Genomic DNA, 26,734 nt, shown 5'->3' with positions numbered 1-26,734 from the left:
CTGCAGGGAATCGTCGCCGACGGGCAGCTGCTCGTCGCTTCGCTCATCGCGATCGCGGCCGGGCTGCTCTCGTTCCTCTCGCCGTGCGTGCTGCCGCTCGTACCCGGGTACCTCGCATACGTCGGCTCGACGGCCGGCTCGGCACCGGGCGAGAAGTCACCGCGCGGCCGCGTGCTGCTCGGCTCCGTACTGTTCGTGCTCGGCTTCACGGCGGTCTTCGTCGCGATCCTGGCGGCTGCCGGCACCGTCGGGGTGTTCATCACTCAGTGGGAGCCGGTCATCACGCGCGTGATGGGCGCGGTCATCATCGTCATGGGGCTCGTGTTCATCGGTCTGTTCACGAAGATGCAGACCACGCGCAAGATGCGCGTGAAACCGAAGTTCGGTCTCGCCGGAGCGCCCCTGCTCGGCGCGGTCTTCGCAATCGGATGGACCCCCTGCATGGGGCCCACGCTCGCGGTGATCATGGGCCTGAGCCTGCAGCAGGCATCGGTGAGCCGATCCGTCGTGCTCGCGATCGCGTACTGCATCGGCCTGGGCCTGCCCTTCATCCTTGCGGCATTCGGCTTCACCTGGCTGACGCAGACGATGACATTCTTCAAACGGCATATCCGTGCCGTGAACCTGATCGGCGGCGGGCTGCTGATCCTGATCGGTCTCCTCATGGTGACCGGCCTCTGGAGCCAAATGATGTACGCACTGCAGGCGGTGATTGGCGGCTATGTCACGCCCATCTGATTACGACGACGGCACCGGAGCCGGCGGGGCCGGCCGCATCGAGTCGCCCGAACTGGGCATGAAGGGCTGGGCGCGCTGGTTCTGGCGGCAGCTCACCAGCATGCGCGTGGCACTCGTGCTGCTGCTCATGCTGGCCGTCGCCGCCATTCCGGGTTCACTGCTGCCTCAGCGCAGCGCCGACCCCAACGGCGTGATCCAGTATCAGTCCGATCACCCGAAGCTCTTCCCGGTCCTCGATGCCTTCCCGATTCAGGCGTTCGACGTCTACGGGTCGGTCTGGTTCTCGGCCATCTATCTGCTGCTCTTCATCTCGCTCATCGGCTGCGTGCTGCCCCGCATCTTCCACCACTGGAAGGCGTGGCGGGGCACCCCGCCCAAGACGCCGGCCCGGTTGCAGCGCATGGCCGGGTTCTCCGAGGTGCGGGTCTCGAACCCCGAAGCGAGCGCCGAAGATCGCGCCGCCTTCGCCGAGCGTGCGATCGAGGAGGCCTCGCGCGTGCTGCGGAAGGCGCGGTACCGCGCCGAGATTCAGCGCACCTCGCGCCGCGGCGTCGAGACCGTCTCGGTGTCGGCCGAGCGCGGCTACCTGCGCGAGACGGGCAACCTGATCTTCCACATCTCGCTGCTCGGCGTGCTGATCGCCGTCGGCGTCGGTGGGGTCTTCACCTTCAACGGGCAGAAAGTGCTCGTCGAGGGCGAGACGATGGTGAACCAGCTCATCGACTACGACACCGTGAACACCGGCCGCGGGTTCGACTCCTCGAGCCTCGACCCGTTCGGCCTCACGCTGGATTCGCTCGACGTGACCTACGTCACTCCCGACGACGGCAACACGCACGCCATCGGGCAGGTGCGCGATTACACCGCGAACCTGCAGCTCATCGATCCCGAGACCGGTGACGAGTCGCCCGAGACGATCCGCGTGAACCACCCGCTGCGCGTGCACGGATCGCCGATCTACCTGATCGCCAACGGGTACGCCCCGCGCATCACGATCAAGAATGCCGAGGGCACGGTCGTCTACAGCGAGGCGATGCCGTTCATTCCCCAGAACAATATGACGATGCTCTCGCTCGGCGTCGTGAAGGTGCCGTTCGGGCTGCAAGACGACGGCAAGAACGTGCAGATCGGTCTGCGCGGGTTCTTCTACCCGACGAAGGCCGACCTCGACACGGGCGCGTACACGTCGAACTATCCCGACCTTGAAAACCCCGTGCTCACGCTCGACGTCTTCGAGGGCGACCTGGGCATCGACGGCGGCATTCCGCGATCGGTATATTCGCTCGACACGACCGACATGCAGCAGTTGACCGGCCGTGCCGTCGACAAGGATTCGATCGAGCTCACCCCGGGCGAGACGACCGATCTGCCCAACGGCATGGGCACGATCACGCTCGACGACGTGCCGCGCTACGCCTCCTTCGACGTCATGCGCAACCCGGCGCAGACGTATGTGCTCGTCTTCGCGCTCCTCGCGCTCGGCGGTCTCGTGTGGTCGCTCTTCGTGCCGCGCCGACGCATGTGGGTGAAGGCCGTGCAGAGCGACGACGGCGTGGTGCTGCAGTACGCCGCGCTCGCCCGCGGCGACGACCCGGCACTCGAGCGCGCGGTCGAAGACCTGCGAGACCGGCACCGCGACCGCTTGTAACGGGCCGGGTGATCCGGCGCCGATTACCCCGCGAAGCCGCTCTGCCGCTGGGGCCCGCGCCAGCGCGCCCGCTCACCCCAGTTCGCGCTCACCCCGCGCGCGCCACTCTGCCGCGCGCTCACTCCGCGCGCCACTCTGCCGTACGCGCCCACCCCGATCAGCGGAGATTCACCAGATTGCTGACCGATTCGGCTGAATCGGTCAGCAATTCCCTGAATCTCCGCAATCTGGGGTGATGGGGTGATGGGGTGATGGGGTGATGGGGCAATGGGGCAGCGGGGCAACTGAGCACAGAGCGTGACGGGTGATGCGGCGCCAACTACTGCGCGGCCGGATCACCCGCCCCGAGCGCGCGCGACAGTTCTGCGGCGACGTGCGCCGAGTAGGCGCCGGCCCGCTGCAAGTTGGTGCCGAGGCGGCTCTTCGGTGCGCTGATGTTGATCGCGGCGACCACCTTGCCGCGAAAGTCGGTCACGGGGGCCGACACGCCGACCACTCCGGCTTCGAACTCCTCGTCGACGGTGGCGAAGCCCTGCTGCTGCACGCGATGAATCTCGGTCAGAAAGCTGCGAAGGTCGGTCACCCGCAATTTTTCGGGCGGGGGTGCGGGCGCCTGCATGAGGGGCACCTGTGCCGCCGGGTCGGCCTGCTCGGCTCCAAAGTCGTCTGCGTTCGCGAGGTTTCGGGTTCGCTCGACCTCGTCGGCGATGTGGGCGTGGTACCAACGTCCCAGCTCCTCGTCGCTCCAATCGCTCATGAGGGCGCGCCCCGATGAGGTGCGCCAGGCCGCCGTGCGCACGCCCTCCCATCCGAGACCCCGGAAGGCGTGCTCGCTGATCTCGCTGGCGAGGGTGAGTACGCTGCCTCCGCGCAGGGCACAGAGGTGGGTGGTCTCGTGGGTGGCGGCGACGACCCGGCGCAGGTACGGGGCGCTTGTCTTGACGAGTCGAGCCTCGGCCGTCTGCGCGGCGAGGGAGAAGATGCGTGACCCGAGCGTATAGACGAGGGTCTCGGCATCTCGGTCGACGAACCCAGCCTCATCGAGCGTGGCGAGGGTGCGTGAGACCTGACCCTTGTCTCGGCCGGTGAGTTCGGCAAGGCGAGTGACCCCGAGGCCGTTGCGGGCCTCGCTGCTCGTGAGCGCTTCCAGGAGGTCGAGATCGCGGCGCAGGCCTGAGGCGTTGCGGCGCGGTAGGGATGACTCGGTCATGGCGACAGACTAGAACGATTTCTTAGAAGTTGCCATATGCACAACCCAACTTGTCGAAACGACATCAACACGATTACAGTCCAGGTACCGCCGTAACGTGCTCGAAACCAACTCAACGATGAGAGAGAGGAGTGGCGTACGTGGACGCATTCACTTTCGACGGGCTGCTCACATTCTGGAGTCGACGGTGGGACGATGTGCTCGAACTCGTGGGAGAGCATCTCGCCGTGGTCGGGATGTCCCTGCTGATCGCCACCGTGCTCGGGGTGCTCCTCGGGGTCGCCGTGTGGAACCGCCCGATGCCGCGTGCGCTGGTCATCGCCGCCGCGGGCGTCGCGATCACGATTCCGTCTCTGGCGCTCCTCGCACTGCTCACCCCGGTCTTCGGGCTCGGGTGGACGCCGACCGTGTTCTCGCTGGTCTTCTACTCGCTCCTGCCGATCGTGCGCAACACGGCGGTCGGGCTGCGTGAAGTGCCCCCGGCGATCATGGAGTCGGCGAAGGGCATGGGCATGTCACCCATGAAGATCTTGATCAGCGTGCAGCTGCCCCTCGCCTGGCCCATCATCTTGACCGGGGTGCGCGTCGCCGCCCAACTCACCATCGGCATCGCCGCGATCGCCGCCTACGTGGCCGGGCCCGGCCTCGGTCAGCTCATCTTCCAGGGGCTTTCAAGCCTCGGTTCGAAGAACGCACTCAACTTCGCGCTCACCGGCACCGTCGGTGTCGCCGCGCTCGCACTCATCGTCGACGGCATCTTCGTCATCGTCACCAAGTACACAACTTCAAGGGGGCTCCGTGCCTGAATCGACCGCCACCGGCATCACGCAGATCGCCTCGAACGCCTCGGGCGTCGAGATCGTACTCGACAACGTCGTCAAGAAGTACCCCGGCCAGGAGGTCGCGGCCGTCGACCAGTTCTCGATGCGCATCGATCCGGGCGAACTCATCGTCTTCGTCGGCCCCTCGGGCTGCGGCAAGACCACCACGATGAAGATGATCAACCGCATCATCGAGCCCACGTCGGGGTCGATCAGCATCGATGGGCGTGACGTGCTGTCGCTCGACCCGAATGAGCTGCGGCGTCACATCGGCTACGTGATCCAGCAGATCGGCCTGTTTCCGCACATGACGATCGCCGAAAACATCGCGGTGGTGCCGAAGCTCTTGGGCTGGGACAAGAAGCGCATCGCGAATCGGGTCGACGAATTGCTCGACACCGTGCAGCTCGACCCGTCGATCTTCGCGGGCCGATACCCGAAGCAGCTCTCGGGCGGGCAGCAGCAGCGCGTGGGCGTCGCGCGTGCCCTGGCCGCAGATCCGCCGGTGATGCTCATGGATGAGCCGTTCGGCGCCACCGACCCGATTACCCGCGAGCGCTTGCAGGCCGAGTTCCTGCGCCTGCAGGAGTCGATCGGCAAGACGATCATCTTCGTCACGCACGACTTCGACGAGGCGATCAAGCTGGGCGACCGCATCGCCGTGCTCTCCGAACGATCCCAGATTCAGCAGTTCGACACCCCGGCCCGCATCCTCGCGCAGCCCGCGAACGAATACGTGGGTTCGTTCATCGGCCAGGGGGCGGCGCTCAAGCGTCTCGCCCTGATTCCGATTCACGAGACCGGGTTCGCCCCCGCGGTGGCGGGAGCCCTGGAGGTGCCGATCGCCGGCAACCTGCGCGACGCGATCGATGCACTGGTGCTCTCGGGCCGCGACGCGGTCAACGTGGTCGACGAGCGCGGTGGCATCGCGGGGTCGTTGACCGTCGAGCGCATTTCGCTCGCGCTCGGCGGCGAGCTGCCCGGCGGTGTCGGGCGCGCTGCGGGAGCGTCGTCATGAGCGTGGCATCCGCGACGCAGGTGATCGGCATCGCACCCAAGCCGGTGCGCCGACGAATCTCGCTGCGACGGTTCACGACGCCGCTCGTCGTCGTCGTCATCCTTGGTCTCCTGCTGCTCTGGGTGTCATCGCTCGACCTCGACTCGATCGAGCAGCGCACGCTCAACTGGAACTACATCATGCTGCGGGTCGGCGAGCACCTCAGCCTGACGGTGGTCGCCTCGGCACTCGTCGCGCTCCTCGCGATTCCGCTCGGAGTGCTGCTTGCGAAATCGCCGTCGAAGGCGTTTCGTTCGATCGTGCTCGGCCTCGCGAACATCGGGCAGGCCGTGCCCGCGGTCGGCGTGGTGATCCTGCTCGCCATCGTCTGGCAGACCGGCTACACCACGGCGCTCGTCGCCCTCGTGATCTACGCCTTCCTGCCGGCACTGCGCAACACGATGATCGGCATTCAGCAGGTCGACGCCAGTGTGCGCGAGTCGGCGCGCGGTATGGGCATGACCAGCTTCCAAGTGCTCTGGCGCGTCGAGCTGCCGCTCGCGGTGCCCGTGATTCTCTCGGGCCTGCGCACCGCGCTCGTCTTCTGCGTCGGCGTTGCGACGATCGCGACGTTCATCAACGCGGGCGGGCTCGGCGACATGGTCGTCAACGGCCTGAAGCTGCAGCGCTACCCCGTGCTCGCGGTGGGTGCGGTGCTCGTCGCCTGCATCGCGCTGCTCATCGACTGGGTCGCCGGCATCGCCGAAGACCTCTTCACCCCTAAGGGCGTCTGATTCCGCCCGGGATCGCCCCCCACTCGCTTCCACCCACCTGCGACGGCACCCACCGTCGCACCCCGCACGCAATCGCTTTCGAAGGAGAAAACAGATGAAGACCTCACGCGCACTGCTCTCAGCACTCGCCCTCACCGCGGCCGGAGTGCTCGCGCTCACCGGCTGCTCGAGCGGGGGAGGCGGCGGTGCCGGCTCCCAGGGCACTGAACTGGAGGGCCTGACCGGCGAGATCGGCGCGAAAGACTTCGCCGAGCAGTTCATTCTCGCCCACCTCACCACCGAGTTGCTTAACGCGCACGGCGCCGACGTCGAGGCCAACACGAAGCTCGTCGGGTCGGCCAACGTGCGCCAGGCGCTCGAGAACGACGAGTTCCTCGGGTACTGGGAGTACTCGGGCACGTCGTGGATCACCTACAACGGCAACACCGAGCCGGTGAAGGGCGCCGAGGCGCAGTTCGAGGCCACGAAGAAGGCCGATGCGGCGAAGGGCATCGCCTGGCTCGACCCGGCAGCGCTCAACAACACGTACGCTTTCGCGATTCGCGCGGACAAGGCGAAGGAGCTCGGGGTCAAGACGCTGAGCGACGTCGCCAAGCTGCCCGTCTCCGAGCAGACGTTCTGCGTGGAGAGCGAGTTCTCGACGCGCGATGACGGATGGCCGGGGCTCAAGGCCGCGTATGGCTTCGACGTGCCTGACTCGAATGTCGCGCTGCTCGACACCGGCGTGATCTACTCGGCGACGGCGAAGGGCGACGACTGCAACTTCGGCGAGGTGTTCCAGACCGACGGGCGCATTCCGGGGCTCGACCTTGTGGTGATGGAAGACGATCTGCAGTTCTTCCCGGCCTACCAGGGCGCGTTCACGCTGAAGCAGTCGACGCTCGACGAGTACCCCGAGATCGCTGACATCGTGGGCGAGCTGACGCCGCTGCTCACCACCGAAGAGATGCAGAAGCTCAACGCGCAGGTCGACGTCGACGGTGAAGACCCGCAGGACGTCGCGATCGACTTCCTCACCGACCAGGGACTCATCTAAGGCGCATCGATGAAAATCACCTCCATCACCCTCACCCGGATGGTCCAGCCCCTGGACCCGCCCTTCAACGCGGCGTGGGATCCGGATCCCCGCACCGAGTTCACCGCCACGCTCGTGACCGTGCGCACCGATGACGGACTCGTCGGGTACGGGTCGGGCGACACCATGGACGGCTTCGAAGCCTTCGAGCACCTGTTCATCGGCACCGATCCGCTGCAGATTCTCAACCAGGTGCGCCGCATCGAGACGATCAACTTCCATGGCGGGCGGTACTGGCCGCTGGAGGCGGCGCTCTGGGACATCATCGGCCAGGTTGCCGGCCTTCCGGTCAGCGTGCTGTTCGGCGGTGCGCGGGATCGCCTCCCGGCGTACGCCTCGAGCGGTGAGCTGAAGGCCCCCGAGGCGCGTGCCGAATCGGCGCTGGCCGCACGCGAGTTGGGCTTCCGCGCCATGAAGATTCGCATTGCGCGGGATCGCCTGGCCGAGGGCGTCGCCTCGGTATGGGCAGCCCGCGAGGCTGTCGGCGACGACTTCGACCTCATGGTCGACCTCAACCAGATGTGGCGCATGTCGGGTGACATCGACGCGGCGCTGCCGCTCGCGAAGGTGCAGCGTCTCGCTGCGGAACTGCATGAGCTCGGGGTACTGTGGCTCGAAGAGCCGTTGCCGCAGGTCGATGTGACCGGGGCGCGCCGCGTGCGCGCCGAAACCGGCATTCAGGTCAGTGGTGGCGAGATGGTGCGCAGCATGCCCGAGATGGTCGCGCTGATCGAGGCCGACGCGTACGACATCTACCAGCCCGATGTCGCGCTCGCCGTGGGCATGTACCGGGCGCGTCAGGTCGCCGAATCGGCGAACCTGCGGCACCGGTTCTTCACCCCGCACACCTGGTCGAACGGGCTCGGTCTGCTCGCGAACCTGCACGTCGCCGCCGGTGTCGATGCCGGCCCGTATCTCGAGTTCCCGTTCGATCCGCCCGGATGGACCCCCGAGCGGCGAGACTTCTTCATGGAACCGCTCATGATCGACCGTTCGGGCGACCTGCTCGTGCCGCAGACCCCGGGGCTCGGCGCGAAGATCGACCACGACGCCGTCGCCCGCTTCACCATCGCCTGACCCACCTGACCAAGGAGCCCACTGCAATGACCGATTGGATCGCGGCCGCCGCCGCCGTGCGACCCGAGACTCGCCTGTTTATCAACGGCGAGTTTCGCGCCGCTGAGGGCGACGCCGTCTTCGCCACCGTCGCCCCGCGCGACGGATCGACGATCGCCGAGGTGAGCAGCGCGAGCGCGGCCGATGTCGACGACGCCGTGCAGGCGGCCGCGCGCGCGTTCGCTTCCGGAGTGTGGTCGCGAGCCGATCGTCGTGAGCGGCAGCGCGTGCTCGTCAGGCTCTCCGACCTGATGCTCGAGCACCTGGACGAGCTCGCGCTGCTCGAATCGCTCGACTCTGGGCACCCGATCGGCGACTCGCTGCGGGTCGATGTGCCGAACGCCGCGCGAGTGTTCCGCTGGTACGCCGAGGCGCTCGACAAGGTCTCGGATGAGATCGCCCCGGCGCCCGAGCAGGCGCTCGCGCTCGTCACTCGCGAGGCGCTCGGCGTGGTCGGTGCCGTCGTGCCGTGGAACTACCCGCTCATCATCTCGTCGTGGAAGCTCGCGCCCGCGCTCGCCGCAGGCAACTCGGTGGTGCTGAAACCGGCGGAGCTCACGAGCCTCTCGGCGCTGAAGCTCGCGGAGTTGGCGCACGAGGCGGGGGTGCCGGCCGGCGTGCTGAACGTGGTTCCGGGCCTGGGCGCGGTGGCCGGCCAAGCGCTCGGCCGCCACCCGCGCGTCGACAAGATCGCGTTCACCGGGTCACCCCGGGTGGGCCTGGAATTCATGCGCTACTCGGGGGAGTCGAACGGCAAGCAGGTGTCGCTCGAGCTCGGGGGCAAGTCGCCCCAGATCGTGCTCGACGACGTGGCCGACCTCGAGGCCTGTGCGAGCGCGGTGGCCTGGGGCATCTTCTACAACGCCGGGCAGACCTGTCACGGCGGCAGCCGGCTCATCGTTCAAGACGGGGTGGCCGACGCGCTCGTCGCGGCGGTGCAGCGCATCGGGTCGGAGCTCGTGCAGGGTGACCCGCTGCTCGAATCGACGCAGATCGGCACGATCGCGAGCGAGACGCAGTTGCAGCGCGTGCTCGAGTACGTCGATGTGGCGCGCGGTGAAGGAGCCGAGGTGTGGGGCGGCGATCGCCTGCGTCTCGACGGGCTCGATGGCGGCTACTACGTCAGCCCCACCGTCTTCACCGGAGTCGACAACGCCAGTCGAGTCGCCCGCGAAGAGATTTTCGGGCCGGCCCTCACCGTCATCCGCGTCGCCGACGCCGCCGAAGCGCTGCGGGTCGCCAACGACTCGGAGTACGGGCTCGCGGCCAGCGTCTGGACCCGCGATCTCACCACGGCGCATCGCATCGCGCGCGGCTTGCGCGCCGGCACCGTCTGGGTGAACACCTTCGACGTCGCCGACGTGATCACGCCGTTCGGGGGCTTCGGCGGTTCGGGATCGGGCCGCGACCGATCACTCCACGCGCTCGACAGCTACACCGCCCTCAAGACCACCTGGATCGACCTCGGAGGAGACCTGTGACCACCTCGAATTCGGCGCCTACGACGCCCGTGATCACCGATGCCAGCCGATTGGCGCCACTGCCCCGGCCCCTCGCCGAGACCGAACTCACCCTCGACCCGAAGCCCATCGCCTACTTCGGGCGCGGGCGAGTCGTCGAGATTGGTGCGATCGTCGCCGGGCTCGGCGCCCGGTCGGCGCTGATCGTGACCGATCCGTTTCTCGCCGCATCCGACATCGTCGCGCGGGTGCGGGCGTCGCTCGATGCCGCGGGCGTCGCCGTCGAGGTCTACGGCGAAGTCACGCCCAACCCGACCACGCTCAATCTCGACGCGGGCAGCGATCTCGCCACCGCAATCGGGGCGCAGGCGATCGTGTCCGTGGGTGGGGGTTCTTCACTCGACGCAGCGAAGGGCATCGCGCTCGGCGCGGTGAACCCGGAGCGCGGCATCGCACTCGACTATGCGACGCCGTTCGCGGCATCCGCCCTGCCGATCGTCGCGGTGCCGACTACCGCCGGCACCGGTGCCGAGGTGAACGCGTTCGGCGTGATTACCGATGTCGATGCTCACCGCAAGTTCTACGTCGGGCACGAGAGCGCGCTGGCCCGGGCCGCCGTGCTCGACCCCGAACTCACGATCGGGCTCCCCGCGGGCGCGACGGCAGCGACCGGGTTCGATGCCTTGACGCACGCGCTCGAGTCGTATCTCTCGGTGCGGGCGAACCCCTACTCCGACGGCATCGCGCTGCAGGTCATCTCGACGGTGTCGACGTACCTGCCCCGTGCTGTGAACGACGGCTCCGACCTCGAAGCGCGCTCCGAGCTGCTGCTCGCGAGCCACGTCGCCGGCGTCGGGTTCTCGCACACCGGCCTCGGCCTGGTGCACGGCATCGCGCACCCCCTGGGCGGGCGCTTCAACATTCCGCACGGCCTCGCACTCGCGCTCGTGATCGAGGGCGTGCTCGCCTTCACGCTGCCCGCACGCACCGAGCGGCTCGCCCGCGTCGCGTTTGCGCTCGGCGTCGGGCGTACCGACGTCGACACCGCGGCGAACGCGGCCGCCGCCATTGATCGCATTGTCGGCTTTGCCCGCGAGATCGGGCTGCGGGCCCCGCTCGCACAGTTCGGGGTGACCGAGGGCGACCTGCCCTCGCTCGCGGCCGACACGCTCGCGGACGCGGTCACGGTGAATGCGCCCGTGCAGCCGACCGCGGATGACGTGGTGGCGATCCTGCGCGCCGCATTGCACAGCTGAGGAGTTCGGCCCGGGCCCGAGTCGTCACCGCGACCGGGCCCGGACCCGCCGCTACTTCGCGTCGCCGACGGCCGACATCTTCTGCGAGAAGTAGACGGGGATGAGCGACAGCAGAATCATCACCGTCGCGACCACGTTCACCTGGTTGACCTCGTTGGGGCGTGCCATCTGGTTCATGATCCAGAGCGGCAGCGTCTCGACGCCGGGCGGTGCCGTGAAGATGGTGACGACGATCTCGTCGAACGACAGGGCGAAGGCGAGTAGACCGCCGGCAATGAATGCACTGCGGAACTGCGGAAACGTGACGAGTCGGAACGTCTGGCCGATGCCGGCACCGAGATCCATCGACGCCTCCTCAAGGTTCGGGTGCATGCGACGCAGACGCGCGATCACGTTGTTGAACACCATGACCACGCAGAACGTGGCGTGCGCGATGATCATGCCCCAGTAGCCGACATTGATGCCCATCGGCTTGAGCACCTGGAAGTACGTGTTCGAAAGGGCGACACCGGTGACGATGCCGGGAAGCGTGATCGGCAGCACGATGAGCAGGTTCACCGTCTGCTGTCCGAAGAATCGGAACCGCTGCAACGCGAAGGCGGCGAGGGTACCGAGCAGCAGGGCGAATGCGGTGGCAACCGTGGCGACGATCACCGAGTTGAGCAGGGCGGCGTGCACCGCCGGGTTGGTGAGCGCCTTGCCCCACCACTCGAGCGAGAACCCAGGAATGGGCCAGCCCGAAACGCGGCCGGAGTTGAACGAGTTCATGACGATCACGAACAACGGGATGTACATGAACCCCAGCGCGATGACCGTGATGACGGTGAGCGCGACGCGGGTCGAACGATTGAGTCGAAGCATGGCGGGGCTCCCGGGTCAGAGATTGTTGATCGCGCCGGTGCGGCGCACGAGGCCGAGGTAGATCACGACGAGCACGATCGGCACGAAGGAGAACGCGGCGGCGAGCGGCGGGTTCAGGTTGATGTTCTGCGCGATGATGCTGCCGATCATCTGCGTCGAACCGCCGACGTACATGGCGGCGATGTAGTCGCCGAGGCTCAGCGAGAAGGTGAAGATGGAGCCGGCGACGAGTGCGGGCAGCAGCAACGGGGCGACGACCGTGCGGATCGTGCGGGCGCCGCTCGCGCCGAGGTCGGACGAGGCGTCGAACAGGTTCGCGGGAATTTGCGACACCGCTGCGTACACCGGGATCGCCATGTACGGGAACCAGAGATAGACCAGGGTCAGCACGACCGTGAGCACCCCGAACCCGGGCCCCTCGATGCCGAACGGCGACAGCGCCCAATTGAAGAAGCCCTCGTCGGTCCAGACGAGGCGCATCGCGATGATTTTGACCAGGTACCCGGCCCACAGCGGCAGCGTGACGAGCACCGCGAGCACGGCGCGGAGGCGGGGGCCGGCGACCTTCGCCATGAAGACGGCGAGCGGGATCGCCACCGCCGCGCAGATCACCGTCACCGCGAGGGCGATGCCGAGGGTGCGAAGCGCCGTGGCGAGATACGCCGGCACGGTGATCAGCTGCTGAAAGTTGTCGAGGGTGAAGCCCGGCTTCACGCGCGAGGTGAAGGGGTCGGTGGTCCAGAACGCGGTGAGCAACAGCAGTGCCAGCGACAGGATGTAGACGCCGATGAGCCAGGCCATCGGCAGCGTGAGCAGCGCGGCGAGCCGGCCGCGCGGGTGGCGGTGCAGAGCGGTGGAGACGGGCTTGGAGCGGCGCTCAAGAGTGGGCGTGTGCGACACGATGGGTCCTCGCTGACGGTGGTGGATCGGGAAGAAGCGGGTGGTCGGGCCGGCGTACGCCCCGACCACCCGCGGGCGGGCGGGTTAGCCCTTCACCGTGGCCCAGGCGTTGGTCCAGTCCTGGTAATTCGTGCACTGCACGTCGGTGCGGCCGTCGAGGCACTGATCGATGGGGGTGGTCCAGAACCACACTTTCTTGAAGTAGTCCTCGTCGGTCGCGTTGTAGTACTCGCAGTGCTCGCGCGCCTCATCGCTGGTCTCACAGAATGCGGCGTTGGCCGGGGCCATGCCGAAGTTCATCGCGATCTGCCCGTTGACCTCGGGGCTGCTCGTGTAATCCATCCACGCGTACGCGCAGTTCGGGCTCTCGGAATCGGTCGCGAGCATCCACGCATCCGACCATCCGGTCGAGCCCTCTTCAGGCAGCACGCTCTTGAACTTGTCCTCCTGCGTCGCCTTGCGCAGCACCTCCCACGAGGTGCCGACCACCGAATTGCCGCCGGTGAACGAGGTCACGTTGGTCGCGGGCGACCAGTACTCCGACACCATGCCGTTCTGCTGCTTCAGCAGTTCGGTCGCGGCGGCCAACTGCTCGTCGTCGAGTGCGTAGGGGTTCTCGATGCCGAGGTCGGGCTGGGTCGCCATGAGGTAGATCGCGGCGTCGGCGATGTAGATCGGGCTGTCGTACGCGGCGATCTCGCCGGCGTAGGGGCTGTCGGCCTCCCACACCACGTCCCAGCTCGTGGGCTCCTGCGTGACGACCTCGGAGTTGTACTCGAGAATGTTCGCGCCTCGGCCGATCGGAATGCCGTAGACGTTGCCGTTCAGCGTGTCGTACAGCTGCCCCTTCATGCCCTCGACGATGTCGTCGCCGAAGTTCGGGATCAGCTCGGTGTTGAGCGGCTGCACGTTGCCGTCGACGATGAGTCGCAGGCTCGCGTCGCCCGACGCCGAGACGAGGTCGTACTCGCCGGTGCGCATCAGCTGCACCATCTCGTCACTGGTCGCGGCGACCTTGCGGTTGACCGTGCAGCCGGTGTCGGCGGTGAACTGGTCGGTCCATGCGGGCTCGACGAACCCCGACCAGGCGACGATGTTGAGTTCGGATTCGGTATCGCCGAGGGTGTCGATCATCGGCACCTCCGGAACATCGATCGAGAGCCCTCCGGCTTCGGCGTCTCCGCCTCCGGTGCTAGCGCAGCCCGACAGGGCGAGGCCGACCGCGGCGATGAGGGCCGCGGGGGCGAGCAGTTTGGTGTGCATCGTTACTCCTTCGTAGACGGTGGATCGGGTGGTTCAGGCTGGGATGGGTTCGGCGACCGGGGTGGGGGCCGCAGCGCCCGGCACCTCGACGGCGTGGTCGCGGGCGAAGCGCACACTCACGGCGTCGCCGCGGCGCACGCTGGGGTCAGTGCGCGGGGTGTGCGTGTTCTGCTGCTCCGAGATGAAGCGCGTGCCGCTCTCGGTCTCGACGAGGTATCGCGTGTGCGCGCCGGCGTAGACGGTTTCGAGTACCGAGCCGGCGATCGCGATCTGATCGGGTTCGAGCGGGGTGGTCGGGTCGACGAGACGCACCCGCTCGGGGCGCACGCTGTGCGGCGTGCTGACGCCGAGAATGCGCTCGGCGGTAGATCCCGTGAGCAGATTCGTGATGCCGAGGAACGTCGCCACGAACTCCGTCTGCGGAAACTCGTAGACCTCGCGGGGGCTGCCGACCTGCTCGATCTTGCCGTTGTTGAACACGGCCACGCGATCCGACAGCGTCAGCGCCTCCTCTTGATCGTGGGTCACGAAGACGAAGGTGATGCCGGCGTCGCGTTGAATCTGCTTGAGCTCGAACTGCATCTGCTCGCGCAGCTGCTTGTCGAGCGCACCGAGCGGCTCGTCGAGCAGCAGCACCTGCGGGCGCAAGATGAGTGCCCGAGCCAGCGCGATGCGCTGCCGCTGACCACCCGAGAGCTGGGCCGGCGAGCGGTCGGCGACGTGCGCGAGTTGCACCTGTTCGAGGGCTTCGCCGACCAGGCGTCGGCGCTCCTGGCCCGAAACTCCTCGCACCCGGAGTCCGTACGCGACGTTCTCGGCGATCGTGAGGTGCGGGAAGAGCGCGTAATCCTGAAAGACGGTGTTCACCTCTCGGTCGAACGGTGCGGCGTCGGTCACATCGGTGCCGCTCAGCAGAATGCGCCCAGCGGTCGGGGCTTCGAAACCCGCGATCATGCGCAGCACCGTCGTCTTGCCCGAACCCGACGGGCCGAGCATGGAGAAGAACTCGCCGGCGCGGATCTCGATGTCGAGGTCGTTCACGGCGACGAGATCGCCGAACTGCTTGCGTACGCCGCGCACGGACACCGCGATGTCGCTCGCGGCCGTGCCGGGGGTCGTGCCGGGGGCCGTGCCCGGGGTGTCTCGGGTCATGCGAGTGCTCCTCAACGTCGTTGTCGAACCGATGCCAGAAACAATAACATATGTTTTTATAGGATTTGTTTCCGTGTGAGTTCGGCTCGATCACGGTTCGGTCACGGCGCGGCGCCCCGCGCACGTGCACCGGGTGAGCGTGGGGCTGGTGCCGGGTCGAGGATGCGCCAAGCCAGTGGGCCCCCGGTGGGCCAACTACCTCACCACCCCCTGCCGCGGAGATTCACGGAATCGCGGACCGATTCAGCCGAAATGGTCCGCGAAATGGTGAATCTCCGCCGAATGGGGTGCACGCGTCGAGTGGGGTGCCGGACAACGAGTGGGGTGCAGGGATCGAGTGGGCTAAACCGGCCGAGCAGGGCGGCACGGAGTGGCGCAGGGAAAACTCACCGCAGGGCATGGGAAACTCGATGGGCCCGCGAGAATCGGAGGAGATACGGTGGTCAGTCTGATTCCCTCCGCGCCTCCGAGCCGATTGCGCACTGCGGCGCTCGCCCCCATCGGAGACGAGGGGCGCATCGAGCTCGTCGAATCGCGCATCGTGCAGGCCATTTCGGTCGGCGCATTCACCGAGGGTGAGCGACTTCCGAGCGAGACCGAGCTTTCGGCATTGCTCGGAGTGGCCGTCGTCACCGTGCGCGAGGCGTTGAGCGGCCTCCGCCACCGCGAACTCATCGAGACCCGCCGCGGGCGCAATGGCGGCAGCTTCGTGCGCCCCAGCCACGGCGCCGTCGAAGAAGTGAACGCGCGCTCGCTGATGGCGATGCCCCGTGTCGCCCTCGCCGACCTCGCCGTGCTCTACGAGGCGATCGCGTGCGCGTGCGCCGAGTACGCCTGCCAGCGCGCGACTCCCGACGAACTCGACGTCGTCGGGCTCGTGCTCGAACGCGCGCGCGACCTCGACGCGGTGACCTGGCGCCGGCGCGTCACCGAGGTGCAGCTTGAACTCGCGGCGCTCAGCCAATCCGTCCGCCTGACGAATGAGCACGTGCGCGTGCAGACGGAATTCACCCCGCTGCTCGCCCTGCAAGACATTGACCATGCGGCTCGCCTGCAGACGCACGAAGCTCTGGCGGCGCAGATCCGCTCGACCCGGCTGGGCGATGCCGACGCCGCGCGATCCGCCGTTCGCGAGACCGTGCGCACCTCGGCCCGCTGGCTGGTACAGTTTCGCAACGAACTCATCGCCGCTCCACAAGATGGCGGGGTTCGTGGCACACTGGAATCGCGTCGTGGGGGCGTCTGACTTTCTCGCGACCTCAAAGAAGAGGAAGAGAGAGCCGTGACTGCCGCGCCTGACACTGCCGAAGCGCCACTCCAATCAGCGCTGCAGTGCGTCGACGACTTCTTCGATGGCGTGTTCGCACCTCTCGATACCTGGCTGCCCCGGCTCGTCTCGGCGCTCCGGCGTCGACGGGAAGACGACGCGCATCTCACGGGGGCGCAACTCGCGGTACTCGTCGAGGACGGTGCGCACGAGGTGCTGGATACGGTGGACCGGCCGCTGTACGGCGCAGGATTCTGTGCCAGCGGCGATCTGGTCGCCGAGGGGAATCCGCTGGCCTGGTGGCAGGGGCGTGATCGCAGTCTGCTCGCCTCATCGACTTTTGGCCCCGGGCAGGCCGCGATCGATCTGATGCGTCTTGAGTGGTACCGGGTTCCGGAGGCCACGGGCGACCGACACGTCGCCGGCCCCTTCGTCGACTACCTCTGCTCGAACGAGATCACCATCACCTCAGCCGTTCCGGTACTCGTCGACGGTGACTTCTGGGGCGTCGTGTGCGCCGACGTACTCGTTTCCTCGCTCGAAGACGCGCTGATGCCCGTACTCGCGGGCCGATCGGGAACGACCCTGGTCAACGCGAACGGCCGCGTCGTGCTCTCGAACAACCCCGATTTCGAAACGGGCGATCGCTACGCCGGCGCCGACCCCGAAAGCGGCCTCGCCGGCCTTGTGCACACGGGTGTAGGGCCGCAGATCGTCTCGTCGCGGCGGTACCCGTTCTCGCTCGTCGCCGCGTGACCTGACGACGGCGCACGGCCCGATGAATGGGGGCCGTTCCCCGGTAATGTAGTTTCCAGGGAACGAGCGCACGTATCGGGGGAATCGTGGCAGATGTCATCAAGCTGGGCACTGACGAGTTGACGAAAGGCCGAACGGCCTGTGCGACGGCAGCGGAGACGGCTCGCGAAGGGGCCGAGAAGTTTCCGATCAGCCTGGGCGCCGGTCTCGGGACCATCGGGCTCGGGCTGACGGCCACCTTTGGCACGCTGGGCGCAGCGCTGCAAACCCAGGCGAAGTCGATCGCGGAGCTGATCGACGGCTACGGCGGTCACATCGGGGCGACACACGACCGATTCGAGGCCTACGAGACTTCGATCGCTCCCTTCCTCGAATCGATCGGACTCGAAGATGCCGATTAATACCGCGCCGGCAGACGCGATCGCCGCCCAGATCGCCAGTCAGTCGTGGGCGCAGGGAGTGAGCGTGGGGAGCGCGTCTGCCACTGCTGCCGTACCCTCGGTCCCGGCCTTCCTGACACCGTTCATCGCCCCGCTGACCGGGCTGCTCGATCTCGTGCTCGCGCAGCCGGGCGAGATCTACCGCGTGTCGATTGAGTGGGAGACGGGTACCGGTCATCTGCAAGAGGCATCTGACGGGCTCACGCGCACGGCGGCGGCCCTCGAACAGGGGCAGCAGGGACTGTTCATCGACGCGATTGCCGCTGCGCTGCGGGATGCCGCCGCCGCTGCTCATTCGGTGGCCGACTGGGGCAAAGTTGGCGCCCAGGCGCTGCAGGTGGCGCTGCGCATCTGCGAGGGGCTGCGTGCGCTCGTGATGGACGCGCTCGACCTCGCCGGGCAGTTCGGCCAGAGTCTCGGCGACTTCGTGTTCTCCTGGCCTTGGGAGATCGAGAAGAAAGCCGAAGCGATCTTCGAGTTCACCCGCGCGGTCGACGATCTCGTTGCCCGCTGCCGCGAACAGATTGATCGTGTGCTGCAGTGCTTCCGAGACCTGCTGCGCCTGCTGCTCGATCTGATGCGCGCCATGGTGCCGGCGCACGCGCAGATCGAGGCGCTGCTCGCCGTACTATTCCAGTACGTGCCGCCCGGAGACGCTCCAGTGGATGTGGCGCCGGGTCAGCGAGGCGGAGGCCTCGGCGACATCTACAACGTGAGCGGGAACCCCTACCCCGGCTCCGACCTCGAGTTCGAGGGCGAATACGATCGCGGGTACACGCACGAGTACGACCTGGGCCCGACCGACCTCACGACCGAAGAATTGATGGCGCGCTTCAGCGAGAACTTCGGGCACCTGTTCGTGCCGTCTCGGGTCGGAGACAATTCGCAGCTGAACCTGAGCGGGCTCGAGGAAGACCAGGTCATCGATGCCTCGCTGCTCGGAGTCGATATCCCGGGTGTGACGCAGGGCAACATCCTCGTGACCCAGGTCACCGAAGACGGCTTCGTCATTCGGGCTATGGAAGGCCACCCGGAGGAGCCCGGCGAGGTCGCGTTCCGCATCACGCGCGACGAAAACGGGCACGCCAGGCTGCAGGTCACCAGTGGCTACGATCAGACGGTGCTCGACCGGTATGACGCCCTGGGCTTGCTCGACGAGACCAACCCGGCCTACGCCGGCTTCGTCGACGCGTCGCTCTGGAGCGATATGGCCTCGCGCATCCGAGACAATCTGCGATACGGGGAGTAGGAACGCATGGTGCGGAGACAACGTTGGGGAACGCTGGTCGTCGGTGGCCTCGCGCTCAGTGCGGCCCTGGCAGCTACTGCGTGCGCGCCGGTTGCTCGCGAGACCATTCCGAGCTTTCCGGATTCCGGCGGGCAGACGACGGCCGAAGCGATCGAGCAGCTCGAGCGCGTTTCCGGGGTCTCGGTCGACCGGCTCTCGATCTCGCAGGCGCCGAACGCGAAGAACAGCACATCGGCGGAACTCGCCGTGACGGTCGCAGATGACTTCGTCGTCGCCGATCCAGACGCATTCGTCGACCTGCTGGCGCGCACAGCCTGGTCGGTGCGCGACGGGTACCAGCCGACATCGCGCCTCTACCTGTCGGTGACCACTGACACGGCGAACTCGTTCGATCTCGGCTCAGCCGCAGTGGCTTCGGGGTGGCTCGACACGTCTCGTGCCTTCGACGGAGGCACGAGCCGCGCATCGATCACGCTCTCGTCGAACTCCCAGTCCGATGCGGGAGCGCGCAATCTGGAACGACTCGGTGCGTGGCCTGGTGACGTCCCCGAGGTATCCTCGGGCATCACGCGCGCGATCGACGGCGCTGCGGCGACGCCCGGCAGTGCGACGTCTGACGAAGCAACCACTGAGGGGGACTAGACGATGGACACTCGAGAATCGAATGACCCGTTCGACGCGGTTGCCGCACGCGTCGCCGCATTGCGCGAGGAGGCGGCGACGAACTTGCGTCACGCCGAGCAGCTGCGCGACAGCGCGCGCGACACGACGGCTGAGGCCGTCTCGGGGGCCGGCGAAGTGCGGGTGCAGGCCGATGCCGGCGGTCGCGTCAGTGCGCTGAGCTTCGGCGCCCGGGCCGAGCAGTTGCCGCTCGCCGAACTCGCCGCGGTGACGCTGCGCACGATTGGGCAGGCGCAGCAGCGGGCAATGCAGGCGCTCGCGAACCAGAGTGCAGACCTCTTCGGCAGCGACGCAGAGATTTCGACCCAGATCAGCGCCACGGCTGATCGCTGGGGCGAGGCCTCGGGCGACGGTATTTCGTACCGGTAGGGGGAGCGGACGATGGAACTGGAAGTGCATCCCGACGAGCTCACCGCGCTCGGTGATGACTGGGTGGCGGCCTCTGAGGTGATTGTGCAGCAGCAGGAGGCCTTGCGCGACCGCGTGCAGGCGCTTGCCGGTCAGTGGAGCGGGGCCGCGCAAGCTGCATTTCTCGCGCAGTACGCTGAGACGCAGCGCCGAATGCTCGAGCGAGCGGATGAGCTGCGACGATCGGGTGCGGCAGTGCGCGACATCGCCGAGCACTACGCGCAGCTCGACGCCGACGCGGCTGACGCGATCTCGGCCTGACGCGTCGCAGCTCGCGCGAGGCGATCCTGCGAGAGCAGAGGCGAGAGCAGAGTCGACCCGGTTACAGCAGGTGCCCGCCTCCGGTCACCTTCATGCGGCTGACCAAGTTCTTCACGTCTTGTGCGCGGTTCTTCGTGGTGACGAGCAGCACGTCTGCGGTGTCGACCACCACGATGTCTTCGACGCCGACGAGCGCGACGAGGCGATCGCTCTCGGAGACGACGATGCCGCTCGACGCATCAGAGAGCACCTGCGCGCCATCGCCGAGCACGGCGAGGTCACTGCCGCGTCCGCGGGTGAGCAGATTCGCGACCGAGGCGAAATCGCCGACGTCGTCCCAGTCGAAGTGGGCGGCGACGCAGACCATTTTGCCGGCCGCGGCGGCGGGCTCGGCGACGGTGTAGTCGACCGCGATCTTCGGAAGCGTCGGCCAGAGGCGCTCGCGCACCTCGGCACCGCGCTCCGTGTCCCAGGCCGCGGCGATCTCGCGCAGCGCCTCGACGAGTGCGGGCTGGTGCAGCGCCATCTGTTCCAGGAGCACGGTGGCGCGCGCGATGAACATGCCCGCGTTCCAGAGGTACCCGCCGTCGGCGATGTACGCTTCGGCCTGCTCTGCGTCGGGCTTCTCGACGAACGAGGTCACGTCGTAGACGTCGAACGGCGCAATATCGCGTCGTGCTGCGCCCGCGGCGATGTAGCCGAAGCCAGTGGCGGGGTGCGACGGGTGGATACCGATGGTGGCGATGTACCCGAGGTCGGCGGCCTGTACGGCCGTCGTGACGGCGCGCTGGAAGAGGACGTCGCCGCGAATGACATGGTCAGCGGCGAACGAGCCGAGGATCGCGTCGGGGTCGCGCAACTCGAGGATGGCGGCGGCGAGACCGATGGCCGCCGACGAATCCTTCGGTTCGCTCTCAGTGACGAGGTTCTCGGGGAGCAGCTCGGGGAGCTGTTCGGCGACCGAGTCGCGGTGCGAAATGCCGGTCACGACCATGGTGCGCTCGGCCGGAACGAGCGGTGAGAGTCGATCCCAGGTCGCGCGCAACAGAGAGTCTCCCGACCCCGTGAGATCAAGGAGGAATTTCGGGGCGTTCGCGCGCGACAGCGGCCACAAGCGCGACCCGACCCCGCCCGCCGGAATGACGCAGGTGAACCGCTCGATGGCGGGCGTGGTCGAAGTCTGCTCGGTCATGGCATTCAGCCTACTGTGCGCCCCCATGAAAGGGACTGACCGGCGACGCTCCGCGACTGCGGCACCCCCAGAGGGTTCGCATCGCGCAGCGCCTCCGGGAGGAACGCTGCGGGGGCGTTCTGGTAGGCGACCGGGCGCAGAAAACGGCCGAGCGCTGCGGTGCCCACCGAGGTGCTGGCATCATTCGTGGTCGCGGGCCACGGGCCGCCGTGCTGCTGCGCGGGAGTGACGGCGACGCCGGTCGGCCAGCCGTTGAAGAGCACGCGACCGGCGTGCTCCGCCAGTTCGGTGACGAGCTGCTGCAGGGCGGCCGGGGGAGCGGTGGCGGATCCCTCGGCCTCGCCGAGGTGCACGGTGCCGGTGAGGCTGCCCTCGACGAACTCGCTGACGAGCGGCGCGAGCGCTGCGCCGGTAGGCACCTCGATCACCACCGAGAATGGACCGAACAGCTCTTCCGCGAGCAACTCGCGGTGCGCGCGGAGCGTGTCGAGGGGGACACGCACGATGGTCGGGGTGACCCATCCCTGGCCGTCGGTATCGATCCGGATCGCGCCCGCCGTGAGTTCCTCCACACCCGCCAGGGCGCGCACCGCGTCGATCCCGGCCGCGTATGCTGCGGCGATGCGGGGCCCGAGCAGTCGGTGCTCGGAGACCGACGCCGTGCCGGCCGCGGCCCGGACAGCCTCGGCGAAGCCGGACCCCTCAGGCACGAACACCAGACCGGGCTTCGTGCAGAGCTGGCCGGCTGATCCGCCGACGCTTGCGAGATAGTCACCCGCGAGGGCGCTGCCGCGCTCCGTGATCGCCGCATCGGTGATGAATACCGGGTTGATGCTGCCGAGTTCGCCGTAGAACGGGATCGGTGCCGGGCGTGCGGCCGCGATGTCGGCCAGGATGCGCCCGCCGTGCGTCGAGCCGGTGAATGATGCGGCGCGCACCCGTAGATCGCGCAGTGCTGCCACGCCGGTCTCCTGACCGTGTATCACTTGGAGGGTGCCACCGGGGAGCTCGGCGGCGGCGATGACGCGCTGCGCGAGTGCGGCGGTCGCATCGGAGAGCTCGGGGTGACCGGAGTGCGCCTTGACGATCAGGGGGCAGCCCGCTGCGAGGATCGAGGCGGAGTCGCCGCCGAGCACCGAGAACGCGAAGGGGAAGTTCGACGCCGAGAAGTTCAGCACGGGGCCGACCGGAATGTGTGTGCGACGCAGGTCGGGTCGAGCTCCGAGGGCGAAGTTGGCGTCGGCTTCATCGATGCGGGCGTCGAGGTGCGCACCCGACACGACAGCCTCGGCGAACAGCCGCAGTTGCACGGCGGTACGGGTGACTTCGCCGGTGAGCCGCGCGCTCGTGAGGCCGGTCTCGCGCTCGGCGATCGCGACGAGTGATTCGCGCTCCGATTCGAGCGCGTCGGCGAGGGCGACCAGCAGTTCGGCGCGACGGCGCGGGGGCAGCGCGGCGAGCTCGGGGGCGGCCGCGTCGGCCGCGGCCAGTACCGACTCGAGATCTGCGTCGGGCGAGCCGGACTCGTCGGCAGACGCTGCCGCCGGTGCGGTGCCGGGCCCGCGAGATGCGCCCGTCTCGTCGTGCAGCCCGACGACGAGGTCGAGTTCGACGGTGGCGTTCTTCGGGAGTCGGGGGACGCCGAAAGCGGTGCGCGCATGCGCGCCCGATTCGCCGAGGACGTCGCGCAGCAATCGAGAAGCGCCCTCGGCGACGGCGGGCTGATCGTCGAACTCGGGCCCGCTGGCGACGTAGACGGTGAGTTTGAGCAGCTGCGCGACACGGTCGAGACCGACAGCGTGCTCGATCTGTGCCAGCGCTCCCAGGGCTGCCAGCTGCGCTGCATCTTGGGCGCGCGGCACGCCGTCGTTGTCGTGCACGGCGCCGGTGTAGGCGACGGCGCCGTCGCGCTTCGGAATCTGGCCGGAGACGTGCCCGACGCCGTGAGCGGCGACGAACGGCGTATACGAGTACTGGCCCTGCGAAGGGGCGGGCAGCTCGAGGCCGAGTTCGGCAAGTCGGTCGAGTGCGGAGGATGCTGCCATCGTGGGAGTCCTTTCTTCGGCGGAAGCACGGGCGCCCGCGCGGGATGCCCGATGCAGCCAGTGAAGCGAGTCGTTCCTCCTGCGTCCAGTATTGATTCGGTCTCGAATAATGCCCCCTGGGTATCGCAAGCCTGGCGACGCAACGAGCGACTGGGTCATACCGTGAGGGACTCAATGAATGCCGAAAGGGTGTTAGACAGGTATCTTCACCGGCTTCAATACTGAGGACCATGCTTCGTCCGCCTCATCGTCGAGGACTCGTCGAGAGTGGATGCGCGACCCACCAGACCTGCACTCGTGCACGTCGCCACACTTCGAACTTGGGAAGGTCATGAACATCGATACCTCGCACCCCACCGCGGTCAGGGATCCTCAGAGCATCGCCGCTCCGACGAGCCTCACCGAGTCCATTGCCATCGCACCGGCTCGCAAACGCCGCGTGCTGCCGAGCGGCGTCGACAAAGCCATCAAAGCGGTCGTCGGCATGCTCGGCATCCTCGCGGTCTGGGAAATCATCGTCCGCGTCTTTCAGATCCCGGCCTTCCTGCTCGTCGGGCCGATCGCAGCGTTCGAGAAGCTGTTCACGCAGCCCGACTACTTCGCCCACCACGCCTGGGTGACCATCACGGAGGCCCTCGCCGGCTTCGCGCTCGGCACGGGCCTCGGGGTGCTGTGCGGCGCGACGCTCTTCTACATTCCTGCGGTGCGGCACTTCCTGTACCCCGCGCTGATCGCCGTCGACACGATTCCGAAGGTCGCGCTCGCGCCGCTCTTCATCGTGTGGTTCGGGTTCGGTTTCGAATCGAAGGCGTTCGTCGCAATGGCGATCGCGTTCTTCCCGCTTGTCATCAACACGTTCGACGGACTCTCGGCCGTGCCGAACGAGCTCAAAGAACTGGCGCGCATCAACAACGCGAGCACCTGGATGCGGATGCGCAAGATCGAGTTCTGGTACGCGCTGCCCTCGATCTTCTCGGGCGCGAAGATCTCGATCTCGCTCGCCGTCGGCGGCGCGGTGGTCGGCGAGTTCATCGCGGGCACCGACGGCCTCGGCCAAGTGATCCTGCGTGCGAACGCCCAGAGCGACCTCGCCACGATGTTCGCGGCGTTCATGGTGCTCGCGGCGATCTCGCTCCTGCTCTTCTACCTCATCACGGTGATCGCGCAGCGGCTACTGCCCTGGCGCAACCACGTCAAATAGTCCACGCGATCCCCCACGAACTGCAGTACCTCCCTGCCAGAAAGGAAGCACGCACATGCGCGCACAGAAAACAGTGGTTGCGGCAATGATCGCCGCGACCGCGCTCCTCGCCACCGGATGCTCGGGATCCGGATCGGGGGCCTCCGCAGACGGCGGCACCGACCAGGTCAACTTCATGCTCGACGTCGCAGTCTTGCCGAAGCACGCCCCCTTCTACGCTGCGGTCGAAGCCGGGTTCTTCAAGGACCAGGGCATCGACGTCGAAATCATGCCGGGTTCGGGATCGGCCAACACCGTGGCATCGGTCGATACGGGGCGCGTCGACTTCGGATGGGCCGACTACAACGTGTCGATTCTCAACCGCGCCCAGGGCGCCTCGATTCGCCAGATCAACCTGGTGCAGGGCAAGTCGGCCTACGCCGCCCTCGCGCTGCCCGACTCCGGCATCAAGGATTGGGACGACCTCAAGGGCAAGACCGTCGCGACCGAGGGCAACGGGGCCATGGTCGCGATGTGGCCCGCGGTGCTCGACAAGCTCGGGTGGCAGGAGGGCGACGTGAGCATCGTCTCGGCGGCCGGCGAAGCGAAGATTCCCGGGCTCATCGCCAAGCAGTGGGACGCGAACCTGGCGCTCTCGGTCTCGGATGGCCCGACGCTCATCGCCGAGGGGTACGATCCCGTCATTCTGAACTGGGCCGACCTCGGTCTGCTCTACTACGGCAACGGCGTCATCGCCTCCGACCAGACCATTGAGCAGAATCCAGACCTCGTCAAACGCTTCAGCACCGCCATGCAGCGCGGCTTCGCGTGGGCTTGCCAGAACCAGGACGAGACAGCGAAGATCTTCGACGAGCAGGTGCCCGGCTTCGACGCCGACGCCATCGACGACGCCGTGCAGGGCCAGTGCGATCTGATGTGGGACGACGAGAACACCGAGGCCGGCTTCGGCACCATGAGCGACGCCGGCGTGCAGAAGCAGATCGACCTCGCCGCCGAGTACCTCGGCCTCGAGCACCCCGACGAGATCTCGCCGGCCGACATCTACACCAACGAATTCCTCGAGCCTCTCGGGCCCGACGACACGATCGAGCAGCCGTCCGCGTAAGCGGCGCGGCAGAAAGGACCGTCATCATGACGACCAGTGAACCGGTCATCAGCGTCCGCGACGTGGGAATGACCTACACCGCCCGCGACGGGGCGACGAACACGGTGCTGCGCGGTTGCGAGTTCGATATCGCCCCGGGCGAATTCGTCTCCATCGTGGGGCAGTCGGGCGGCGGCAAGACCACGCTGCTGAAGATCATCTCGGGCCTGCTCGAGAACACCGAGGGCGAGGTGCTCGTGCGCGGTCGCGGTGTGAAGGAGGCCCTGCGCGACATCGCGATGGTGTTCCAGAGCCCCACGCTGCTGCCGTGGCGCAACAATCTCGCCAACGTGCTGCTGCCCATGGAGTTCCGCAAGCGCTCGACGAAGGAGGCGAAGGCCCACGCGCAAGAGCTGCTCGAGATGGTCGGCCTCGGCGACAAGGCGAAGAACTACTCGTACGAATTGAGCGGGGGCATGCAGCAGCGCGTCTCCATCTGCCGCGCCCTCGTCTCGCACCCCGAGATCCTGCTCATGGATGAACCCTTCGGTGCGCTCGACGCGATGACTCGCGACTCGATGAACTTCGAGCTGCAGCGCATCTGGCAAGAGACGAAGCGCAGTGTGCTGTTCGTGACGCACAGCATCCCGGAGGCCGTGTGGTTGGCGGATCGCGTGCTCGTCGTCGGCGACCGCCCCGGGCGCATCATCGCGGACATCAATGTCAACCTGGCCCGACCCCGGTCGAAGGACACCCGGTACGCCGACGAGTTCGCCGAGCTCGTCGCGCAGGTCGAGGGGCTGCTCGGCGTCGAGGCAGGCATCAGTTGAGCACCGCACCGACAACCGCACGCGCATTC

General features: G+C 67.4%; 26 protein-coding genes. 19 read left to right on the top strand and 7 right to left on the bottom strand.

Going from position 1 to position 26,734, the window contains the following annotated elements; translation table 11 throughout:
• Nucleotides 1-738: a cytochrome c biogenesis CcdA family protein gene (locus AMS67_RS09920; RefSeq protein WP_370726591.1), complete on the top strand. Its 738-nt coding sequence runs from the start codon at nt 1-3 to the stop codon at nt 736-738.
• Nucleotides 722-2,386, top strand: coding sequence for a cytochrome c biogenesis protein ResB (gene resB / locus AMS67_RS09915; protein ID WP_053387221.1), 1,665 nt, complete (start codon nt 722-724; stop codon nt 2,384-2,386). Before AMS67_RS09920 ends, resB begins: the two co-directional genes overlap by 17 nt.
• Nucleotides 2,387-2,705: 319 nt before the next feature.
• On the opposite strand, the gene AMS67_RS09910 is transcribed toward resB, so the two are convergent.
• Nucleotides 2,706-3,596, bottom strand: a complete 891-nt coding sequence (locus tag AMS67_RS09910) for an IclR family transcriptional regulator (protein WP_053387220.1) — start codon at nt 3,594-3,596, stop codon at nt 2,706-2,708.
• A 140-nt stretch (nt 3,597-3,736) separates the two neighbouring features.
• Here AMS67_RS09910 and AMS67_RS09905 point away from each other — a divergent pair, with 140 nt between their 5' ends.
• The 7 genes from AMS67_RS09905 (at nt 3,737) to AMS67_RS09875 (ending at nt 11,115) form a co-directional block, all read left to right on the top strand.
• Nucleotides 3,737-4,402, top strand: a complete 666-nt coding sequence (locus AMS67_RS09905) for an ABC transporter permease (protein ID WP_239683950.1) — start codon at nt 3,737-3,739, stop codon at nt 4,400-4,402.
• Nucleotides 4,395-5,435: an ABC transporter ATP-binding protein gene (locus tag AMS67_RS09900; protein WP_241488042.1), complete on the top strand. Its 1,041-nt coding sequence runs from the start codon at nt 4,395-4,397 to the stop codon at nt 5,433-5,435. The genes AMS67_RS09905 and AMS67_RS09900 overlap by 8 nt, the downstream gene beginning before the upstream one ends.
• Nucleotides 5,432-6,208, top strand: a complete 777-nt coding sequence (locus AMS67_RS09895; protein ID WP_053387219.1) for an ABC transporter permease — start codon at nt 5,432-5,434, stop codon at nt 6,206-6,208. The genes AMS67_RS09900 and AMS67_RS09895 overlap by 4 nt, the downstream gene beginning before the upstream one ends.
• Nucleotides 6,209-6,302: 94 nt before the next feature.
• Nucleotides 6,303-7,244, top strand: coding sequence for a glycine betaine ABC transporter substrate-binding protein (locus AMS67_RS09890; RefSeq protein WP_053387218.1), 942 nt, complete (start codon nt 6,303-6,305; stop codon nt 7,242-7,244).
• Nucleotides 7,245-7,253: 9 nt separating this feature from the next.
• The gene (locus tag AMS67_RS09885) at nt 7,254-8,360 is read left to right on the top strand and encodes a mandelate racemase/muconate lactonizing enzyme family protein (protein ID WP_053387217.1); all 1,107 of its coding nucleotides are present in this window, start codon (nt 7,254-7,256) and stop codon (nt 8,358-8,360) included.
• A 26-nt stretch (nt 8,361-8,386) separates the two neighbouring features.
• Nucleotides 8,387-9,880 carry an aldehyde dehydrogenase family protein gene (locus AMS67_RS09880; protein WP_053387216.1) on the top strand — a complete coding sequence of 498 codons (1,494 nt, stop codon included), beginning with the start codon at nt 8,387-8,389 and terminating at the stop codon, nt 9,878-9,880.
• Nucleotides 9,877-11,115, top strand: coding sequence for an iron-containing alcohol dehydrogenase family protein (locus AMS67_RS09875; RefSeq protein ID WP_241488041.1), 1,239 nt, complete (start codon nt 9,877-9,879; stop codon nt 11,113-11,115). The genes AMS67_RS09880 and AMS67_RS09875 overlap by 4 nt, the downstream gene beginning before the upstream one ends.
• Nucleotides 11,116-11,166: 51 nt before the next feature.
• Here the strand turns inward: AMS67_RS09875 and AMS67_RS09870 are convergent, their stop codons facing one another.
• The 4 genes from AMS67_RS09870 to AMS67_RS09855 form a co-directional block, all read right to left on the bottom strand.
• The gene (locus AMS67_RS09870; RefSeq protein ID WP_053387215.1) at nt 11,167-11,976 is read right to left on the bottom strand and encodes an ABC transporter permease; all 810 of its coding nucleotides are present in this window, start codon (nt 11,974-11,976) and stop codon (nt 11,167-11,169) included.
• A 15-nt stretch (nt 11,977-11,991) separates the two neighbouring features.
• Complete coding sequence (locus AMS67_RS09865; protein WP_053387455.1) at nt 11,992-12,876, bottom strand: ABC transporter permease; 885 nt, start codon at nt 12,874-12,876, stop codon at nt 11,992-11,994.
• An 84-nt stretch (nt 12,877-12,960) separates the two neighbouring features.
• On the bottom strand, nt 12,961-14,139 hold the full coding sequence (locus AMS67_RS09860) for an extracellular solute-binding protein (protein WP_053387214.1): 1,179 nt from the start codon (nt 14,137-14,139) through the stop codon (nt 12,961-12,963).
• Between the two features lie 33 nt (nt 14,140-14,172).
• Nucleotides 14,173-15,291: an ABC transporter ATP-binding protein gene (locus AMS67_RS09855; RefSeq protein WP_082305432.1), complete on the bottom strand. Its 1,119-nt coding sequence runs from the start codon at nt 15,289-15,291 to the stop codon at nt 14,173-14,175.
• Between the two features lie 439 nt (nt 15,292-15,730).
• On the opposite strand from AMS67_RS09855, the gene AMS67_RS09850 reads away from it, so the two are divergent.
• From AMS67_RS09850 to AMS67_RS09820, 7 genes are all read left to right on the top strand, one after another.
• On the top strand, nt 15,731-16,537 hold the full coding sequence (locus tag AMS67_RS09850; RefSeq protein WP_053387213.1) for a FadR/GntR family transcriptional regulator: 807 nt from the start codon (nt 15,731-15,733) through the stop codon (nt 16,535-16,537).
• Between the two features lie 36 nt (nt 16,538-16,573).
• Nucleotides 16,574-17,314, top strand: a complete 741-nt coding sequence (locus tag AMS67_RS09845; RefSeq protein ID WP_053387212.1) for a PDC sensor domain-containing protein — start codon at nt 16,574-16,576, stop codon at nt 17,312-17,314.
• A gap of 86 nt (nt 17,315-17,400) precedes the next feature.
• Complete coding sequence (locus AMS67_RS09840) at nt 17,401-17,715, top strand: hypothetical protein (RefSeq protein ID WP_053387211.1); 315 nt, start codon at nt 17,401-17,403, stop codon at nt 17,713-17,715.
• The gene (locus AMS67_RS09835; RefSeq protein ID WP_053387210.1) at nt 17,705-19,003 is read left to right on the top strand and encodes a hypothetical protein; all 1,299 of its coding nucleotides are present in this window, start codon (nt 17,705-17,707) and stop codon (nt 19,001-19,003) included. The genes AMS67_RS09840 and AMS67_RS09835 overlap by 11 nt, the downstream gene beginning before the upstream one ends.
• Before the next feature lie 6 nt (nt 19,004-19,009).
• Complete coding sequence (locus tag AMS67_RS09830; protein WP_053387209.1) at nt 19,010-19,645, top strand: hypothetical protein; 636 nt, start codon at nt 19,010-19,012, stop codon at nt 19,643-19,645.
• Nucleotides 19,646-19,648: 3 nt separating this feature from the next.
• Complete coding sequence (locus AMS67_RS09825; RefSeq protein ID WP_053387208.1) at nt 19,649-20,053, top strand: hypothetical protein; 405 nt, start codon at nt 19,649-19,651, stop codon at nt 20,051-20,053.
• A 12-nt stretch (nt 20,054-20,065) separates the two neighbouring features.
• Nucleotides 20,066-20,353, top strand: a complete 288-nt coding sequence (locus AMS67_RS09820) for a WXG100 family type VII secretion target (protein ID WP_053387207.1) — start codon at nt 20,066-20,068, stop codon at nt 20,351-20,353.
• 61 nt (nt 20,354-20,414) lie between these two features.
• Here AMS67_RS09820 and AMS67_RS09815 read toward each other — a convergent pair whose 3' ends face one another.
• Both AMS67_RS09815 and AMS67_RS09810 read right to left on the bottom strand, forming a co-directional pair.
• Nucleotides 20,415-21,545, bottom strand: a complete 1,131-nt coding sequence (locus AMS67_RS09815) for a mannose-1-phosphate guanylyltransferase (RefSeq protein WP_053387206.1) — start codon at nt 21,543-21,545, stop codon at nt 20,415-20,417.
• A 5-nt stretch (nt 21,546-21,550) separates the two neighbouring features.
• Entirely contained in the window at nt 21,551-23,590 is a 2,040-nt protein-coding gene (locus AMS67_RS09810; RefSeq protein ID WP_162230844.1) for an aldehyde dehydrogenase family protein, read from the bottom strand.
• 331 nt (nt 23,591-23,921) lie between these two features.
• Here AMS67_RS09810 and AMS67_RS09805 point away from each other — a divergent pair, with 331 nt between their 5' ends.
• The 3 genes from AMS67_RS09805 to AMS67_RS09795 are packed head-to-tail and all read left to right on the top strand — an operon-like array spanning nt 23,922 to nt 26,705.
• Nucleotides 23,922-24,791, top strand: coding sequence for an ABC transporter permease (locus AMS67_RS09805; RefSeq protein WP_206541761.1), 870 nt, complete (start codon nt 23,922-23,924; stop codon nt 24,789-24,791).
• Between the two features lie 55 nt (nt 24,792-24,846).
• Nucleotides 24,847-25,896: an ABC transporter substrate-binding protein gene (locus AMS67_RS09800; RefSeq protein ID WP_053387205.1), complete on the top strand. Its 1,050-nt coding sequence runs from the start codon at nt 24,847-24,849 to the stop codon at nt 25,894-25,896.
• Nucleotides 25,897-25,922: 26 nt separating this feature from the next.
• Complete coding sequence (locus AMS67_RS09795) at nt 25,923-26,705, top strand: ABC transporter ATP-binding protein (RefSeq protein ID WP_206541760.1); 783 nt, start codon at nt 25,923-25,925, stop codon at nt 26,703-26,705.
• Nucleotides 26,706-26,734: the final 29 nt, after the last annotated feature.

The sequence above is a fragment of the Leucobacter japonicus genome, assembly GCF_001273855.1.
Classification (GTDB): Bacteria; Actinomycetota; Actinomycetes; order Actinomycetales; family Microbacteriaceae; genus Leucobacter; species Leucobacter japonicus.
This window is presented reverse-complemented; position numbering and strand designations above follow the sequence as displayed.

Coding starts and splice junctions, on each gene's coding strand:
- AMS67_RS09830 (WP_053387209.1), top strand. CDS start 19,010: ATGGTGCGGAGACAACGTTGGGGAACGCTGGTCGTCGGTGGCCTCGCG.
- AMS67_RS09835 (WP_053387210.1), top strand. CDS start 17,705: ATGCCGATTAATACCGCGCCGGCAGACGCGATCGCCGCCCAGATCGCC.
- resB (WP_053387221.1), top strand. CDS start 722: ATGTCACGCCCATCTGATTACGACGACGGCACCGGAGCCGGCGGGGCC.
- AMS67_RS09805 (WP_206541761.1), top strand. CDS start 23,922: ATGAACATCGATACCTCGCACCCCACCGCGGTCAGGGATCCTCAGAGC.
- AMS67_RS09810 (WP_162230844.1), bottom strand. CDS start 23,590: ATGGCAGCATCCTCCGCACTCGACCGACTTGCCGAACTCGGCCTCGAG.
- AMS67_RS09795 (WP_206541760.1), top strand. CDS start 25,923: ATGACGACCAGTGAACCGGTCATCAGCGTCCGCGACGTGGGAATGACC.
- AMS67_RS09895 (WP_053387219.1), top strand. CDS start 5,432: ATGAGCGTGGCATCCGCGACGCAGGTGATCGGCATCGCACCCAAGCCG.
- AMS67_RS09815 (WP_053387206.1), bottom strand. CDS start 21,545: ATGACCGAGCAGACTTCGACCACGCCCGCCATCGAGCGGTTCACCTGC.
- AMS67_RS09870 (WP_053387215.1), bottom strand. CDS start 11,976: ATGCTTCGACTCAATCGTTCGACCCGCGTCGCGCTCACCGTCATCACG.
- AMS67_RS09910 (WP_053387220.1), bottom strand. CDS start 3,596: ATGACCGAGTCATCCCTACCGCGCCGCAACGCCTCAGGCCTGCGCCGC.
- AMS67_RS09825 (WP_053387208.1), top strand. CDS start 19,649: ATGGACACTCGAGAATCGAATGACCCGTTCGACGCGGTTGCCGCACGC.
- AMS67_RS09860 (WP_053387214.1), bottom strand. CDS start 14,139: ATGCACACCAAACTGCTCGCCCCCGCGGCCCTCATCGCCGCGGTCGGC.
- AMS67_RS09800 (WP_053387205.1), top strand. CDS start 24,847: ATGCGCGCACAGAAAACAGTGGTTGCGGCAATGATCGCCGCGACCGCG.
- AMS67_RS09890 (WP_053387218.1), top strand. CDS start 6,303: ATGAAGACCTCACGCGCACTGCTCTCAGCACTCGCCCTCACCGCGGCC.
- AMS67_RS09885 (WP_053387217.1), top strand. CDS start 7,254: ATGAAAATCACCTCCATCACCCTCACCCGGATGGTCCAGCCCCTGGAC.
- AMS67_RS09880 (WP_053387216.1), top strand. CDS start 8,387: ATGACCGATTGGATCGCGGCCGCCGCCGCCGTGCGACCCGAGACTCGC.
- AMS67_RS09820 (WP_053387207.1), top strand. CDS start 20,066: ATGGAACTGGAAGTGCATCCCGACGAGCTCACCGCGCTCGGTGATGAC.
- AMS67_RS09855 (WP_082305432.1), bottom strand. CDS start 15,291: ATGACCCGAGACACCCCGGGCACGGCCCCCGGCACGACCCCCGGCACG.